At 37.0% G+C, this 15,361-nt stretch carries 11 protein-coding genes and 2 riboswitches; of the genes, 9 read left to right on the top strand and 2 right to left on the bottom strand.

What is annotated here, in order from left to right; all coding sequences use genetic code 11:
* Positions 1 to 84 precede the first annotated feature (84 nt).
* The 3 genes from ACUN24_RS16705 to ACUN24_RS16715 all read left to right on the top strand — a co-directional run bounded on the left by ACUN24_RS16705 (position 85) and on the right by ACUN24_RS16715 (position 3,595).
* On the top strand, positions 85 to 774 hold the full coding sequence (locus ACUN24_RS16705; protein WP_029274338.1) for a response regulator transcription factor: 690 nt from the start codon (positions 85 to 87) through the stop codon (positions 772 to 774).
* A 231-nt stretch (positions 775 to 1,005) separates the two neighbouring features.
* Positions 1,006 to 1,728: an RluA family pseudouridine synthase gene (locus tag ACUN24_RS16710; protein WP_132397652.1), complete on the top strand. Its 723-nt coding sequence runs from the start codon at positions 1,006 to 1,008 to the stop codon at positions 1,726 to 1,728.
* Between the two features lie 76 nt (positions 1,729 to 1,804).
* A complete protein-coding gene (locus ACUN24_RS16715; RefSeq protein WP_445563528.1) occupies positions 1,805 to 3,595 on the top strand; it encodes a chloride channel protein in 1,791 nt (596 codons plus the stop codon).
* A 332-nt stretch (positions 3,596 to 3,927) separates the two neighbouring features.
* Here ACUN24_RS16715 and ACUN24_RS16720 read toward each other — a convergent pair whose 3' ends face one another.
* A complete protein-coding gene (locus ACUN24_RS16720; RefSeq protein ID WP_445563529.1) occupies positions 3,928 to 5,331 on the bottom strand; it encodes a sigma-54-dependent transcriptional regulator in 1,404 nt (467 codons plus the stop codon).
* Between the two features lie 111 nt (positions 5,332 to 5,442).
* Positions 5,443 to 6,690: a serine hydrolase gene (locus tag ACUN24_RS16725; protein WP_445563530.1), complete on the bottom strand. Its 1,248-nt coding sequence runs from the start codon at positions 6,688 to 6,690 to the stop codon at positions 5,443 to 5,445.
* 84 nt (positions 6,691 to 6,774) lie between these two features.
* Positions 6,775 to 6,970: riboswitch (cobalamin riboswitch) on the top strand.
* A gap of 95 nt (positions 6,971 to 7,065) precedes the next feature.
* Between ACUN24_RS16725 and ACUN24_RS16730 the strand changes: the two genes are divergently transcribed.
* From ACUN24_RS16730 to ACUN24_RS16755, 6 genes are all read left to right on the top strand, one after another.
* Positions 7,066 to 9,099: a TonB-dependent receptor plug domain-containing protein gene (locus ACUN24_RS16730; RefSeq protein ID WP_445563531.1), complete on the top strand. Its 2,034-nt coding sequence runs from the start codon at positions 7,066 to 7,068 to the stop codon at positions 9,097 to 9,099.
* 19 nt (positions 9,100 to 9,118) lie between these two features.
* Positions 9,119 to 10,237: a DUF5074 domain-containing protein gene (locus tag ACUN24_RS16735; RefSeq protein WP_445563532.1), complete on the top strand. Its 1,119-nt coding sequence runs from the start codon at positions 9,119 to 9,121 to the stop codon at positions 10,235 to 10,237.
* Between the two features lie 17 nt (positions 10,238 to 10,254).
* Positions 10,255 to 11,376 carry a PKD domain-containing protein gene (locus ACUN24_RS16740; RefSeq protein ID WP_445563533.1) on the top strand — a complete coding sequence of 374 codons (1,122 nt, stop codon included), beginning with the start codon at positions 10,255 to 10,257 and terminating at the stop codon, positions 11,374 to 11,376.
* A 143-nt stretch (positions 11,377 to 11,519) separates the two neighbouring features.
* A riboswitch (cobalamin riboswitch) is annotated at positions 11,520 to 11,714 on the top strand.
* Between the two features lie 97 nt (positions 11,715 to 11,811).
* Positions 11,812 to 13,677 carry a TonB-dependent receptor plug domain-containing protein gene (locus tag ACUN24_RS16745; protein ID WP_445563534.1) on the top strand — a complete coding sequence of 622 codons (1,866 nt, stop codon included), beginning with the start codon at positions 11,812 to 11,814 and terminating at the stop codon, positions 13,675 to 13,677.
* A gap of 41 nt (positions 13,678 to 13,718) precedes the next feature.
* Entirely contained in the window at positions 13,719 to 14,306 is a 588-nt protein-coding gene (locus ACUN24_RS16750; RefSeq protein ID WP_445563535.1) for a DUF6580 family putative transport protein, read from the top strand.
* 120 nt (positions 14,307 to 14,426) lie between these two features.
* Complete coding sequence (locus tag ACUN24_RS16755; protein ID WP_445563536.1) at positions 14,427 to 15,359, top strand: ABC transporter substrate-binding protein; 933 nt, start codon at positions 14,427 to 14,429, stop codon at positions 15,357 to 15,359.
* The last annotated feature ends 2 nt before the right edge of the window (positions 15,360 to 15,361 follow it).

Raw genomic sequence — 15,361 nt, forward strand, 5'->3', positions numbered from 1 at the left:
TAATTTAAGTAATTAACAATTTCTTAACTTAGACTTAACTAAATATTGCATCATAGACACTACTTTCGTAACAAATATTTAACTATGAACAACGCAGGTCAGAAAATATTAATTGTTGATGATGAACCAGATATTCTGGAGCTTATTGAATATAATCTTAAAAAAGAAGGTTATCAGGTTTTCACAGCTACCAATGGCCAGGAAGGAATTACTGTTGCGAAAAAGGTACATCCGGATTTGATTATCCTGGATATTATGATGCCTAAAATGGATGGTATTGAGGCTTGCCGTTTAATGCGCGCAATACCCGAGTTTAAGAATACATTTATGGTTTTCTTAACTGCCAGAAGTGAAGAGTATTCAGAAATTGCAGGTTTTAATGTAGGTGCTGATGATTATATCGCAAAACCAATTAAACCACGTGCTTTAGTTAGCCGTATAAATGCTATTTTAAGAAGAAATACTGGTACGGAAGAAGTATCTGAAAACAAATTGGAAATTGGCGATTTAGTAATCGACCGTGAAGCTTATTTGGTTTTTCAAGGCGGCAACAAAGTGGTATTAGCCAAAAAAGAATTTGAGCTTTTGTACTTACTGGCTTCAAAACCAGGAAAAGTTTATACACGCGAATCGATCCTTAAAAATATCTGGGAAGACTCGGTAGTAGTAACCAATAGAACTATTGATGTTCACATCCGTAAACTGAGAGAAAAATTAGGTGAAACTTATGTATCAACCGTAAAAGGAGTAGGTTATAAGTTTGAACTTTCTTAAATCATAAAAGCTAAAGGTATTAAGCCGTTCTGATCAAACATCGGAGCGGCTTTTTTTTGTTTTTCATTTAGACTGCTGTAGAAAAATTTGATGATTGAGATTTCTCCATTTCGCTGCGCTTCAGTCGAAAGGACGATTACCTGTGCTGGCAAGATGAATAAATTAAGGGCACCGACGACTGTAAAGAAAAAATAAAATCGTACTTTTGCGCTTCATTAATTACAGCACAGTTTGAAATTTCCAAATTTTAAAGACCTTATTCTTTTCGAAGACAACGATTTTATTGTGATCAATAAACCTCCATTTTTAGCCTCACTCGATGAACGAGGAGGATCTGGAGAGACCAATGTGTTACGTCTGGCTAAACAATACAGCGATGATGCACAGGTTTGTCACCGTTTGGATAAAGAAACTTCCGGTGCTTTAATTATTGCTAAAAACCCTGAAGCTTACCGCCATGCTTCCATGCAATTTGAAAGAAGAAAAGTGAATAAAACCTATCATGCGGTAGTAGATGGACATGTCATTTTCGATCAGTTAACAGTTGATCTGCCGATCTTGAACGATGGCAATAAAAATGTAACCATTGATAGGGCAGAAGGCAAAAGAGCAGAGACTATTTTCGACTCGTTAAAATATTATAAACACTATACTTTGGTGGAATGTAAGCCAATAACAGGCCGCATGCACCAAATCCGCATTCACCTGGCTACGCAAAGGGCGGCTATTGTGGGTGATGATATGTATAAAGGTAAACCGGTTTTTCTTTCTTCAATTAAAAGAGGTTATAAATTAACCAAGGGTGAAGAGGAGCAACCAATCATGAAACGTTTTGCTTTACATGCCCGCCATTTGGTTTTTAAAGGACTTAACGATCAGGATATTGTGATCGATGCGCCATACCCTAAAGATTTTGCAACATTAATTAAATTATTGGATAAATTTGATGTATAAAAGAAGCCTTTAAATTGGCTTCTCCCTTTGTTTTTGTTACTTTTGGGCATCGCCCTCTATTTAAAAAAACAATAGAATGTACATCAGATTTGTAAATTACCTTGATAAGATTAACCAGTACCGGAAATCTAAAATATCAAACCGTAATTTCTTAGTTATCCTTGCCGTAATTGTCGGGATTTTGGCCGGATTGGCTGCCGCTGCTTTAAAAAGTTTAACCCACCACATCGAAGAATTTCTTCAGTCTGATTGGCATTGGAAATACAAATACTACCTGTATTTTATTTTTCCGATGATTGGTATTTTCTTAACGGTATTGTACATCAAATACTTTATCCGCAAAACGAAGTTCGAAACGGGTTTAACCCCTTTACTTTATGCTATTTCAAAAAAATCGAGTAAGGTAGAAGCACACAATATTTATTCGCAGATTATAACCGCAGCAGTCACGGTAGGTTTTGGTGGCTCGACAGGATTGGAAGCGCCTATTGTAACCAGTGGATCAGCCATTGGATCCAATCTTGGCCGTGTATTGGGTTTATCGTACCGCGAAATTACCATGCTGGTAGCTTGTGGTGCAGCAGCTGGTATAGCAGGGGCATTTAATAGCCCGGTAGCGGGGATTGTTTTTGCCATCGAAATTCTATTGCCTGAATTTACCATTCCTGCATTTATTCCGCTTTTGTTGTCAGCTGCAACGGCAGCCGTAGTTGCAAGATTATTCTATACCCAGCAGCTTTTCTTTTTAGTTACAGAAGGCTGGAAAGTTAATGCTTTGTTTTACTATGTCATCCTGGCTTGTTTTATTGGTTTGTTCTCCATCTATTTTACCAAAGCCAATTATGCTGTAAAAGGATTATTCTATAAAATAAAACATCCTTATACCAAAGTGATTGTAGGTGGTTTGATGTTGGGAGTTTTGGTGTTTCTATTTCCAACACTATATGGTGAAGGATACATTACCATAAAAGGGTTATTAAAAGGTGATTATAACACCGTAATTAACAACAGTATTTTTGCCGATTATAATACCATTCCGGCTATAGTAGTATTGTTTACTCTGGTAACCATTTTTATGAAGTCCATAGCGACTTTGGTTACTTTAGGTGCTGGTGGTAATGGAGGCACATTTGCACCCAGTTTAATTATGGGTGGTTTAATCGGGTTTATATTTGCTTATGTGGTGAACCTGTCAGGAATAGCACAGCTGAACGTTTCTAATTTTATTGTGGCTGGTATGGCTGCTGCCCTGGGCTCCATTATGCATGCGCCTTTAACAGGTATTTTTCTGATTGCTGAAATTACGGGAGGGTATATTTTAATGGTGCCTTTGATGATTACCACTGCAATTTCTTACGCCATTAATCGCAGCTCGCAAAAACATTCTATTTATACCAAAGCACTGGCCGATAAGGGAGAATTATTATCTCACGAGGATAAGGATACCACTGTTTTAAACCAGATGAAACTGAAATACCTGATCGAGAAAAGTTATCCTCAGTTACAGATGAATGACCTGATTTCCGTTAAAATGAATGAAATTTTGCAATCGCATAAAAATATCTGTGCGGTTACCGATGAACTGGGTGATTTTAAAGGTATTATTTATATTGAAGAGTTATTTAATGAGATGATCAACCATCCTGATAAGGGAAATTTAATGGCTTCTCATTTGGTTCAGTCTGCACCGAATACCATTAAAGAAAATGATGAACTTAAAATGGTACTGGAGAAAATGGAACAGGATAATGTATGGATTTTACCGGTGCTAACCGCACAGAATCAATATTTAGGTTTTGTTTCTAAAGCAGCTATCTTTAATAAATACAGGGCGTTGCTAATGAGGCAAAATGATTATATGGGATAACAACTGGATTTTGTGACATCTTCATTTTGACGGTAGCAGAGAAATCTTTCAATTTTGTTGTCAGTCTGAGGAATAATTATCTCATAAAATCAATATTATAGACAGATCTTTTTGGCAAATGGTAGGCTGCGCGAGATCGTCATTCCCAACTGGATTGGGAATCGTAATGCAAGTACTTTAAGATTCCCGCCTGCGCGGGAATGACGGACGCGATAGTGAATTCTGTCTATGATAGCTTGTCGAAGACTTTATAATAGAAAACAAAAAATATTTTTCCTTCGACAGGCTCAGGATGACAATATTTTTTGTTTTCTTACTAAACTAATTATAATTTACTCCGCTCTTTTTAAACCAAACTTTTCAATTTTACTATATAGGTGACTTCTTTGGATATCTATTTCATCAGCTGTTTTTGATACATTCCAGTTGTTTTTTTCCAACTTGAATTTGATGAATTCGCGCTCCGCATAATCTTTGTAATCCTGGAAATTATTAAACGAATCGAAAGAAGAAGCCAGGTTAGATCCGCCAGCACCTGCAATCTGTGTACTGGTTGCGGCGCCAATGTTAGTACCACCACCTGGATTAGCGAATGCACGTACATCATTTTCTGTAATAACCTTATCGCTTAAAATAATCAAACGCTCAATCATATTGTGTAACTCACGTACGTTACCTGTCCATGGTAAAGCCTGTAAAGCCGCCATGCCACCTTCATTTATTTTCTTAACCGGCATTCCATAATCGCTGCAGATATTTTCTAAAAAGTTCTGGGCGATAACAGGGATGTCATCAGTACGCTCTGTTAAATGTGGAACATGGATATTGATTACATTTAAGCGGTGGTACAAGTCCATACGGAAATTACCATCTTCAATTTCTTTTAATAAATCTTTATTTGTTGCTGCTAAAACACGAACGTTTACTTCAATTTCCTTTTCACCACCCACACGCGAAATTTTATGCTCTTGCAAAGCACGTAAAACTTTTGCCTGGGCAGAGAGGCTCATATCGCCAATCTCATCCAAAAATAAAGTTCCGCCATTAGCCAGTTCAAATTTACCGATACGTTGTTTAACAGCAGAGGTAAAAGAACCTTTTTCGTGACCAAACAATTCACTTTCAATTAGTTCTGATGGAATAGCTGCACAGTTTACCTCGATTAAAGGACTGTCGGCACGGTTCGATTTCTCGTGTAACCAACGCGCTACCAATTCTTTACCGCTACCATTTGCACCGGTAATTAATACACGGGCTTCAGTAGGGGCAACACGCTCAATGGTTTCCTTAATTTTAGAAATACTTTCCGATTCGCCTAAAATCTCGCGGGTTTTACTTGCTTTACGCTTTAAAACCTTGGTTTCCGTAACTAAATTTCCACGGTCTAAACCATTACGTACAGTAATCAGTAAACGGTTTAAATCAGGTGGTTTCGAAATAAAATCGAAAGCTCCTTTTTTGCTGGCTTCGATGGCCGTTTCAACAGTTCCATGTCCAGATATCATAATAAAAGGAAGGTCGGGCTTGATAAGCTGTGCCTGTTCGAGCACTTCCATACCATCCATCTTATTCATCTTGATATCGCAAAGTACCAGATCGAAATTTCCTTTTTTGATCATTTCGAGGCCGTCGATACCGTTGTCGATATCTTCAACATCATAATTCTCATACTCCAGAATTTCGCGTAAGGTACTCCTTATCGCACGCTCATCGTCAATTATTAATAATTTAGCCATTAGAGATGTATTCTTTAATTTTTGAAATGCGAATATATTATTTTTTAATTAATGTATAGTTTTTTATACAATTTATACGCCATAAACTTGATAAAGGTTAAATATTTAATCTCAGTAGGAATAATCGAGTTTAAATTTGCTCAGATCTGGTTGATGCATTTTCTTGCGGTTTAATTCCACTTCATAAATGCTTTTGCCCAGATTTTTCATAAAGGGGAAACAAACGGTATCGTATTCATATTTGTTATCGTTAAAAATTCCATCTTCGTTACTTTGAACAACCGCAGTTAGAAAATATTCAATTCCGTTTTTAAAGTCAACAAAATAAGAGTTGTCGATAATGTAGCCATAGCTATCGCCGTATTTATTAAAGATTCTGATGTTTGGATCTGGTGTTACCTGCGCTCTTCCATAATACAGCATTTTAGCATAAGTAGGCCAGAATTCTTTAGGATTGTATTTAGGATAATCACTCTCTGTTGGATATTTGCTCATATAAGTATAGATCAGCTTATAGTCTTCAGGAGTAAGTTTAAATCTCTCTTTAGCAGGAAATGCTTCAGGAAAGATCAGTTTCTGCATGATTTTTTGCTGATCGTTGATGGCAAATGCATTTTTTCCTGCTAAACTAAATGGTTTATTCACCAGTTTATCGGCACTGTCTAAATAGCCTTTACCCATTACCAGATTGGTCAATTTCAATTCATATTCTTTTGGATCGTACTGTGCAGGTTGATGATACACTAATTTATCGCCATTATAAAACTCAATGGGATTGCTGTGCCTGGCCGATTCTCCTGTATCGCCAATGGCCAATCGGTTTAAAATACGACTATTATTTAACCCATTAGCTTTTAGTTTTTTATTAATTTCTGCTCTTCCAATAAATTCAAATAAGCGGTTAAAGGCATCATTATCGCTGGTAAGCAATATCTTCTTGACATAATGCTCAATAGAAGGCAGGCTGTTTTTAGCGCTGGTATCTTTTAAAACCTTGGTCTGCCCTTTAAATAAACTATCTGTAATCATCGTGCTCTTTGCTGTTAAACCTTTACTTTTTAGGCGATTTACTTTCTCTAATGCAAAAATGACTGCAGCAAGCTTAACTGTGCTGGCTGGGTAAAAGTAATGTTGAGGATCTAAATTATAACTAAAGGTTTTAAAAGAGGGTTTATTCTTCGAATCGCGGTTAACCTGGGTATAAAGAATCTGAATCTGGTTTTTACCTGGATGGTTAAGTACAGCTGAAAAAAGTGCAGGCTTACTTTCCATTAGCTTTTTTAGAAAAAGAGTATCGGTTTTTTGTGCCATAACAGATAAGCTGATCAATGAAAATGCAATAATTAAAATCCTTTTCATGGGTGGAAATTTGATTCCTAATTTAGCTTTTTCTGTTAGAAAGACTGTCTTCCATTCATGCATTTTACATATTGGTTAATTTTGTTACTTTTGCAGCGCTTTTGGTTTCCGGTTTTACACCCGGAATTAAAAGGGAATACAGTGTAAATCTGTAACTGTCCCGCAGCTGTAAGCTCCTTAACGGATTTCCAATCAATTTGCCACTGTCCCGACACGTCGGGATGGGAAGGCCGGAAAGCCGGGAGTAAGTCAGAAGACCTGCCTTAGCATTATATTTCATAGCTTTCGTGGATTGAAGCTAGGGGTGAGGTACTTACGTTTTTCGTATTTTCATTTCTTTTCTATCTGTCGGCTGTGGGTTAAACTCACAATCAAATGATTAAAATTACAGGTGTTTTATTAAGCATCAGGTTTTATTTTGCTTTTGTATCCATGTTGGGTATGGGTGTTTTTTTGCCCGGTATTTCTGTAGCACAGATAGATACTGCAAAAGCCAATCAACTGCAGGAAGTTAAAATAACTGAATATAAAAATTCACAGGTTAACTTATCGCCAACTCCGGTACAAATTCTCATCGGATCGGAATTAAAACGCTTAAACAGCCTGTCGGTTGCCGATGCCATACGTTATTTTGCAGGTGTACAATTAAAAGATTACGGAGGTGTTGGTGGTTTAAAAACCATTAACGTAAGGAGCATGGGCAGTAACCATACGGCTGTATTTTACGATGGTATTCAGTTGGGTAACGCCCAAAACGGTCAGGTAGATTTGGGCAGATTTTCGTTAGATAATTTGGAAGAGATTGCCGTTTATGTTGGTCAGAAGGCCGATTTGCTGATGCCTGCCAAAAGTTTTGCGGCAGCAAGTGCACTTTATCTCAAAACTGCGCAACCTATTTTTAGTTCCGGGAAAAATTATGGTTTTGGCGCTAGTTTTAAAACTGGTTCGTTTGGATTAATTAATCCCAATCTCAGTTATAAACAAAAAATCAGCAATAAAATCTCCTTCCTTATTGATGTCAGCTATTTAGAATCGAATGGGAAATATAGGTTCAGATATAAGGAACTGGCTTACGATACGACTATTATCCGGAACAATAGCGATGTCAAATCGGCAAGGGTAGAAGCTACTTTGTTTGGATTATTACCCGATAGCAGTAAATGGAACATTAAATTATATAACTACAATTCTGCCCGTGGATTGCCCGGAGCTATTGTTTCGAACAGGTTCACCTTTACGCAACGCCAATGGGATGATAATAGTTTTGTTCAGGCTTCATACCAAAATAAAAAAAGTGCACGCTATAATTTTATGTTCAACACGAAGTATGCGTACAGCTTTATGCGTTACCTCGATCCGGAATTTAAAATACAAAATGGCTTTTTGGACAACCGCTATACCGAAACCGAATGGTACATTTCTGCAGCCAATCTATATAAGATATCGAAAATTTGGGAGATTTCCCTCGCCACCGATTATACTTTGCAAAGGCTGGATGCCAATTTATACGATTTTGCTTACCCAAGCCGCAATACTGGTTTAGTGGTGTTGGCTAGTGCCTTAAATTTAAGCAGATTAAATGTACAAGGCAATATTTTGGCAACGCTGATTGCAGAGCAAGTTAAAAATGGCGATCAATCTGCCAACAGGCAAGAATATACACCAAGTTTAATGGCCTCGTGGCAACCTTTCCAAAGCAAAGATTTCCGCATTCGGAGTTTTTACAAATCTATTTTCCGCATGCCAACTTTTAACGATTTGTATTATACATTTATTGGCAATACCAAACTCAAACCCGAATATACCAAGCAGTACGATTTGGGTTTTACTTACGGACATACATCAAATGGTAAGCGTTTGCCTTATTTGTCCATTCAGGCTGATGCCTATTATAATCTGGTAAAAGATAAAATTGTAGCCATTCCGGGTAATAATTTAGGCCGATGGACAATGGTTAACCTCGATCGCGTGCAGATTAAAGGTTTCGAAACGAATATTCAAACTGTTTGGGATTTAGCTGCCCAGCTAAAGTTAAAAGTAAGTGCCAATTATACCCTCGAAAAGGCAATAGATATTAGTGCAACTGCATTTCGGTATGGCGACCAGATCCCTTACATCCCTGTTCACAGTGGATCTGCAAGGTTTGGTGTTGATTATAAAAACCTGGTATTTAATTATAGCTACATCTACACTGGCGAAAGGTATAGCCAAAAAGCCAATATAACCGCTAACTATGTTAAACCCTGGTATACGCACGACTTAGCTATTGGTGCAAATTTCGCTTGCCAACAAATCAGGTTCTTTTTCAATGCCGAAATCAATAATGTTTTTAACCAGTATTACGATGTGGTACTAAATTATCCGATGCCTGGCCGAAACTACCGTTTTACTTTATCCACTAATTTTTAAACCAATTTAATATCACAATATGAAACACCAATTACAACATTTTTTTAAACTTACAGGCTTTTTGCTTTTAACTGCCCTTGCATTTGCCTGTAGAAAGGACAATCCGTTCGATGAAGATTCGGAACAGGGAGCCAAAACCCCATCATTAACAGTAAAAGGCTTATATGTTTTAAATGAAGGAAACTGGGGTTCTAACAAATCATCGTTAGATTATTATAGCTATGATGATGGTAAATACACCAGGAATATATTTGGTACTGTTAACCCAGCTGTTACTTTAGGGCTTGGTGATGTAGGTAACGACATTAAGATTTATGGTGCCAAAATGTATGTGGTGGTTAACGGAAGCAATAAAGTTGAAATCTTGAACGCCAGTAATGCCAGGCAGGTAGCCAAATTGGAAATCAATAACCCGCGATATGTAACCTTTTATAAGAACTTTGCTTACATCACCTCTTATGATGGCTATGTGGCCATGGTTGATACTACTGCTTTAAGCACCATTAAAACCAAAATCATGGTAGGTAACCAACCTGAAGAAATGGCGGTTGTAGGCAATAAACTGTATGTGGCCAACTCTGGCGGTTATAACTATCCAAATTATGACCGCACTGTTTCTGTAATTGATTTAACAAACAATACAGAAATTAAAAAAATAGATGTGGCTATTAACCTAGATCGTTTACGTGCAGATCAATATGGCGACATATATGTTTCTTCGAGAGGTCAAATGGACCAAAGCGGTGAGTATATCATTAATCCAAGTTTGTTTGTTATTGATACAAAAACAGATCTGATAAAAAAAGATTTTAAAATTCCAGTTAGTAATTTTTCCATAAATGGTGATGATGCTTATTTATATTCTTACAGCTATGCGACACAAAAAAGCACATACGTTAAACTGAATGTAAAAGATGAAACCATTGTCAGCAATAATTTTATTACGGATGGAACAGAAACTTTGATAGCTACTCCATATGGAATTGAAGTAGATCCTTCATCCGGAGATATTTTTGTAACCGACGCCAAAGATTATGTTACACCTGGCACCATTTACTGTTTTGATAAAGCAGGTAAAAAGAAGTTTTCGTTTACCACAGGTGATATTCCGGCACACATTACATTCTTATTTAAATAACATACAAAACACACACAATGAAAAAATCAATAAGCTACGCCTTGCTTTTCTGCCTGTTCCTATTCAGTTGCAAAAAAGATAAACAAATGGCTCCAGATGTAAATCTGCTGATTAAGGCAGATGCTTTGCAGGCTAAAGTAGCAGCAACAACTACTTTTAGTGCGGGTACAAATAACGGACAAGCTTTTCAGCACGAGTGGAAATTAGATGGTAAAGTAGTAAGCACTGTATATAACTTTAACTTTACGGCCACAAAAGCTGGTACCTATATTTTAGCATATAAAGGTTACAACGAAGCTGGCGAATTTACACATACCTATACCATTACTGTTCCGGTTCCTGTGGTAGATATTACAGCCAACAGCAGTAAATACATCAGTCGTATTTTTGAATATTTACCAGCTCCCGGTCAGTTTGTAAATGAAACACTAGGTAAACCAGAACAAGCACAGAAATTAATTGGAAGCACCACGAACCTGATCTCTTTAGGTGGTTTTGGTGGTTACATTATTTTTGGCTTCGATCACTCAGTAGTGAATAACACTGGTAATGATCTGGCCATTTATGGAAATCCATCAGGTGCGCCTTATCATTTTTCAGAGCCTGGTATCGTAATGGTTAGTCAGGATAGTAATGGTAATGGCCTTGCCGACGATGAATGGTATGAGCTGGCTGGAAGCGAGTATGCCAAAACGAGCACCATTAAAAATTACGAGATTACCTATACCAACCCTAAAGCATTTGCCAATGTAAGCTGGAAAGATAACCAGGGAAATAGTGGCGAAGTAAAGGTTAACAATTTTCATAAACACAATTTTTATCCTGAGTTTGCTGCAAATCAGGAAAATATAACCTTTAAAGGAACTTTGTTACCACCGTCAACGGGTAAAGTAGGCAGCATCATTATCAGTTCTCCTTTTGACTGGGGTTATACCGATAGCTACTCTACAATTGATGATTACAAAACCAACTTATATAACAGCTTCGACTTATCGTGGGCGGTTGATAAAAATGGAAGTAAAGTGGATCTGAAAACAATTGATTTCGTGAAAATTTATACTGGCCAAAGTGCAGATGCAGGTAGTTTGGGCGAAATTTCTACTGAAGTTAAAGGTGCGGTTGATTTAGGGATTAAATAAATTGTAACTATCTACCTATAAACAACAGCTCAATTATGAAGGTCTGCCTGGTGCAGGCCTTTTTCATTTGCATGTTTTTTAACAGGTTATGAAAAACTAAATTCATCAACATTCGTATTTTACTATTGTTGTGCTCTTTTTACTACCTTTGCGGCGCTTTTGGTTTCCGGCATTACACCCGGAATTAAAAGGGAATACAGTGTAAATCTGTAACTGTCCCGCAGCTATAAGCTCTGTAACGTTTTTCAATTCTTAAGTCACTGCCCAATTAACTACTGAGCGGGAAGACGGAAAAAACGGGAGTAAGTCAGAAGACCTGCCTTTAGCGTTTAATTTCATAGCTTTCGGGGATTGAAGCTAGGATTGAGATATTAACGTTGTTCGTATTTTCATTTCCTTTTCTAATCTGTTGGCTGTGGGCAAATCCACAATCAAATGAACAAAAAAAGAATGCTAACTGTAGCCAGTTTAGGGCTAGCGCAGTTAATGATTGGCCAGGTGGCTAATGCTCAAACTCAAGACAGTTTGCAGCTAAAAGATGTTGTAATTTCTGCAACAAAAAACGATCAGAAACAATCCCAGACCGGAAAAGTGGTCACTATTATCAGTCGCGAAATATTGGATCGCAGTAACGGCAAATCTTTACCCGATTTATTAAATGAACAGGCTGGTATCATCATCAGCGGAGGAAACAGCAACCAGGGAAAAGATAAAAGTATCTTTTTCAGGGGATCGGGCAGTGGTTACACCCTGGTATTAATAGATGGTATTGTACAGAATGATCCTTCAAGTGTTAGCGGAACCTTCGATCTACGTCTGTTCTCCATTGACCAGATTGATCATATCGAGATTTTAAGAGGCGGTCAGTCTACCATTTACGGATCTGATGCCGTTGCAGGCGTAATCAATATCATAACTAAAAAGGGTGGACCTAAAGGAAATACCATTTATGGTGTAGCCAGTGCAGGCAGCTTCGAAACTTACAAAGGAACTATCGGTTTAAATGGTGGTGTAGAAGGTTTTTCTTACAATATTAACTACACGCATTTCAAAACTGATGGTATTTCGGAAGCCGTTGCGCCAGTTGGAAGTGCAGCCATGTTTGATAAAGACGGTTTTAAAACTGATGGTTTAAATGCCAATTTCGGAATTAAACTCGACAAACATTTCTCCGTTAATCCTTTTCTACGTTATTTCTATGGCAATTATAAAATAGATGAAGATGCGTTTACCGATGGCTTGCCAACTAATAACTCTATTTTAAAGCAGTTTAGTGCAGGCTTTAACTCTGAATATAAATTCAATACCGGTAAAATAACACTAAATTATAGCCACGAGAGCAATTCGAATGATGTAAAGTCTAGTTATGCAGGCTTTCCAAGTAATTTTTTAAACTTCGGAAGGCTTAATGTAGTTGATTTATTCTATAACCAGAAACTGGGTAGTAAATTAGATTTATTGGTAGGTATCGACAACAGAAAAATGAAATTGGTTACTGATACCAAAAACCCAACAACCAATATCTTCGCTGCTTATGGATCATTGTTCTTACATGATTTAAGCATTTTTAACCTGGAAGTAGGCGGACGTTACAATAAACATGACCAATATGGCGAAAACTACACCTACTCAGTTACCCCAAGTATCAATATTATTAAAGAAGTAAAATTATTTGGAACAGTATCTACTGCATTCAAAGTACCTACACTGAATATGTTGTTTGGTCAATATGGTGCCAATCTTGATCTGAAACCAGAAAAATCTCAAAATTATGAGGCTGGTGTAAACTTAAATATCGATGAAGAGGCATTTACTTTACGCATTACAGGTTTTAAACGCGATTTAACTGATGCCATCGTTTACACCACAGGATATATTAATCAGGGCAACCAAAAGTATAAAGGTTTTGAAGTTGAGCCAGCGGCAAAATTCAGTGTTTTAAATATCAATGGTTACTATGCATTTGTAGAAGGAAATACAGGAACAACCAATTTTTTAATCCGCAGACCAAAACACACTTTCGGCATTAATGCAGGTGCACAGGCAACCAGCAACCTCTATGCAAGTGTCAACTTCCGTTATTTTGGCAAACGTTTCGATACCAATTTTATATCTTATTTAAATGAAGAGATGCCATCATATAGCCTGTTAAATGCATATATAGAATATGCCCTGGCTAAAAAACGCGTGAAAGTATTTTTTGATGCCAAAAACATCCTGAACAAAAAATATACTGAAATTATTGGATACAATACACCTGGCTTTAACTTTAATACAGGTGTAAGTTTTAATATCCGCTAATAAAAATTTAACTTTGCAGGATACGTATTAACCAAAATAAAATGTCTCATTTAAAATTTAATCCACGCACATTAATTTTGCTGTTGATGATATTGGCCATAACGGCATTCCGTTTATTGGTAACATTCAATTCTGATGAATTAAAGTTCGCCAATTTCTCATCAATAGGGGCAGTAGCTTTATTTGGAGGAGCCTATTTTAAAGATCATCTCAAAGCATTTGCTTTTCCGTTATTGAGTTTATTTTTAAGTGATCTGGTGCTTTATACAACCATTTATAAACAGTATGTAGATATATTGTTAGTTCAGGAACTTTGGACATACCTTGCAATTGCATTAATGGTTTTAGCCGGTCGTTTTTTATTAAAAAAAGTAAATATTGCCAGCTTATTACTATCTACAATCGTAATCGTATTCATCCATTGGATTATAAGCGATATTGGATCTTGGTATAAGAACCCACTCTTTACTCAAAACTTAAATGGTTTTATAGATTGTTTAATTAAAGCCATTCCTTTCGAAATCAGATTCTTAGAAGGAACCGTAATTTACGGCGCATTACTTTTTGGAGCTTTCGAAATCTTGAAAGCAAAATACCCGGTATTAAAGCTGCAAACGCAAAAGTTATAATTAACTGATTGGTGGCTCACCAAACAAAAAAATAGAAATCCTCTTTTGATTCGATTCAAAAGAGGATTTTTTTTAACTTCGAACATCAATTCCATTTTACCTATTACATCTTACATCCAAATGAAAGTTGTTTCTTTTTTACCTGCCGCTACCAAAATGATTTACGATATGGGCCTGCAAGAATACCTGCATGGCGTAACATTCGAATGTCCTAAAGAGGCAGCAGATCAACCAAAAGTTGTCCGCTGTATCCTCGAAGGTAAAAATTATTCAAGCATCGAAATCGATCGCATATTTTCAGCTTCAAAAGCGCAGGGTAAAAGTTTATATTGGGTAGATGATGAGCTGTTACAAAGTATTTCACCGGATGTGGTTTTTACACAGGATATATGTGAAGTTTGCAACATCGATACCGTTTGTACCGAAACTGCAGTAATGAAGCTAAGCAAAACACCTACGCTGGTTCCTTTATCGCCAAATAACTTACAGGATGTATTCGAATGCGCTATTACTATTGCAAAAGCTTTGGGTAAGGAAGAAGTGGCTTTAAATTACCTTGCAGCACTGCAAAAGAAAACAGATTATATTTTAGATCAGCTTAGGGCTAACCGGGCACCATTAAAAAGGATCATGTTGATGGAATGGATCGAACCGATCTATAATTGCGGACATTGGATTCCTTTTCAGATTGCTGCAGCTGGTGGTGTTGATATGCTTTCCAACCCTGCGGGTGATTCGATTGTTACCCCATGGGAAAAGATTCTGAAGTATAATCCCGAGGTTTTAGTGATTGCCCCATGTGGCTTTGATCAAAAAAGAAGCCTGGAAGAAATGGCGCTGTTAACCTCGAAACCAGGATGGGATAATTTAGAAGCGGTAAAAAATAATCAGGTTTACATTGCCGACTTTGATATGTTTACCCAGCCAAGCATTGGTACTTTGGTAGAAGGTATTGAAGCTTTAGCCTGCATGTTCCATCCCGATATTTTTAAAGCTGATGAAAATATTGAGAAGAAGTTTATCAATTACGCTCAATCACTACAATCAGTATAATA

It is taken from the genome of Pedobacter sp. WC2501 (assembly GCF_052682415.1).

Bases quoted from the DNA above. Each gene is read 5' to 3' on its own strand.
- ACUN24_RS16705 (WP_029274338.1), top strand. From the start codon at position 85: ATGAACAACGCAGGTCAGAAAATATTAATTGTTGATGATGAACCAGAT.
- ACUN24_RS16750 (WP_445563535.1), top strand. From the start codon at position 13,719: ATGTCTCATTTAAAATTTAATCCACGCACATTAATTTTGCTGTTGATG.
- ACUN24_RS16720 (WP_445563529.1), bottom strand. From the start codon at position 5,331: ATGGCTAAATTATTAATAATTGACGATGAGCGTGCGATAAGGAGTACC.
- ACUN24_RS16715 (WP_445563528.1), top strand. From the start codon at position 1,805: ATGTACATCAGATTTGTAAATTACCTTGATAAGATTAACCAGTACCGG.
- ACUN24_RS16735 (WP_445563532.1), top strand. From the start codon at position 9,119: ATGAAACACCAATTACAACATTTTTTTAAACTTACAGGCTTTTTGCTT.
- ACUN24_RS16725 (WP_445563530.1), bottom strand. From the start codon at position 6,690: ATGAAAAGGATTTTAATTATTGCATTTTCATTGATCAGCTTATCTGTT.
- ACUN24_RS16755 (WP_445563536.1), top strand. From the start codon at position 14,427: ATGAAAGTTGTTTCTTTTTTACCTGCCGCTACCAAAATGATTTACGAT.
- ACUN24_RS16740 (WP_445563533.1), top strand. From the start codon at position 10,255: ATGAAAAAATCAATAAGCTACGCCTTGCTTTTCTGCCTGTTCCTATTC.
- ACUN24_RS16745 (WP_445563534.1), top strand. From the start codon at position 11,812: ATGAACAAAAAAAGAATGCTAACTGTAGCCAGTTTAGGGCTAGCGCAG.
- ACUN24_RS16730 (WP_445563531.1), top strand. From the start codon at position 7,066: ATGATTAAAATTACAGGTGTTTTATTAAGCATCAGGTTTTATTTTGCT.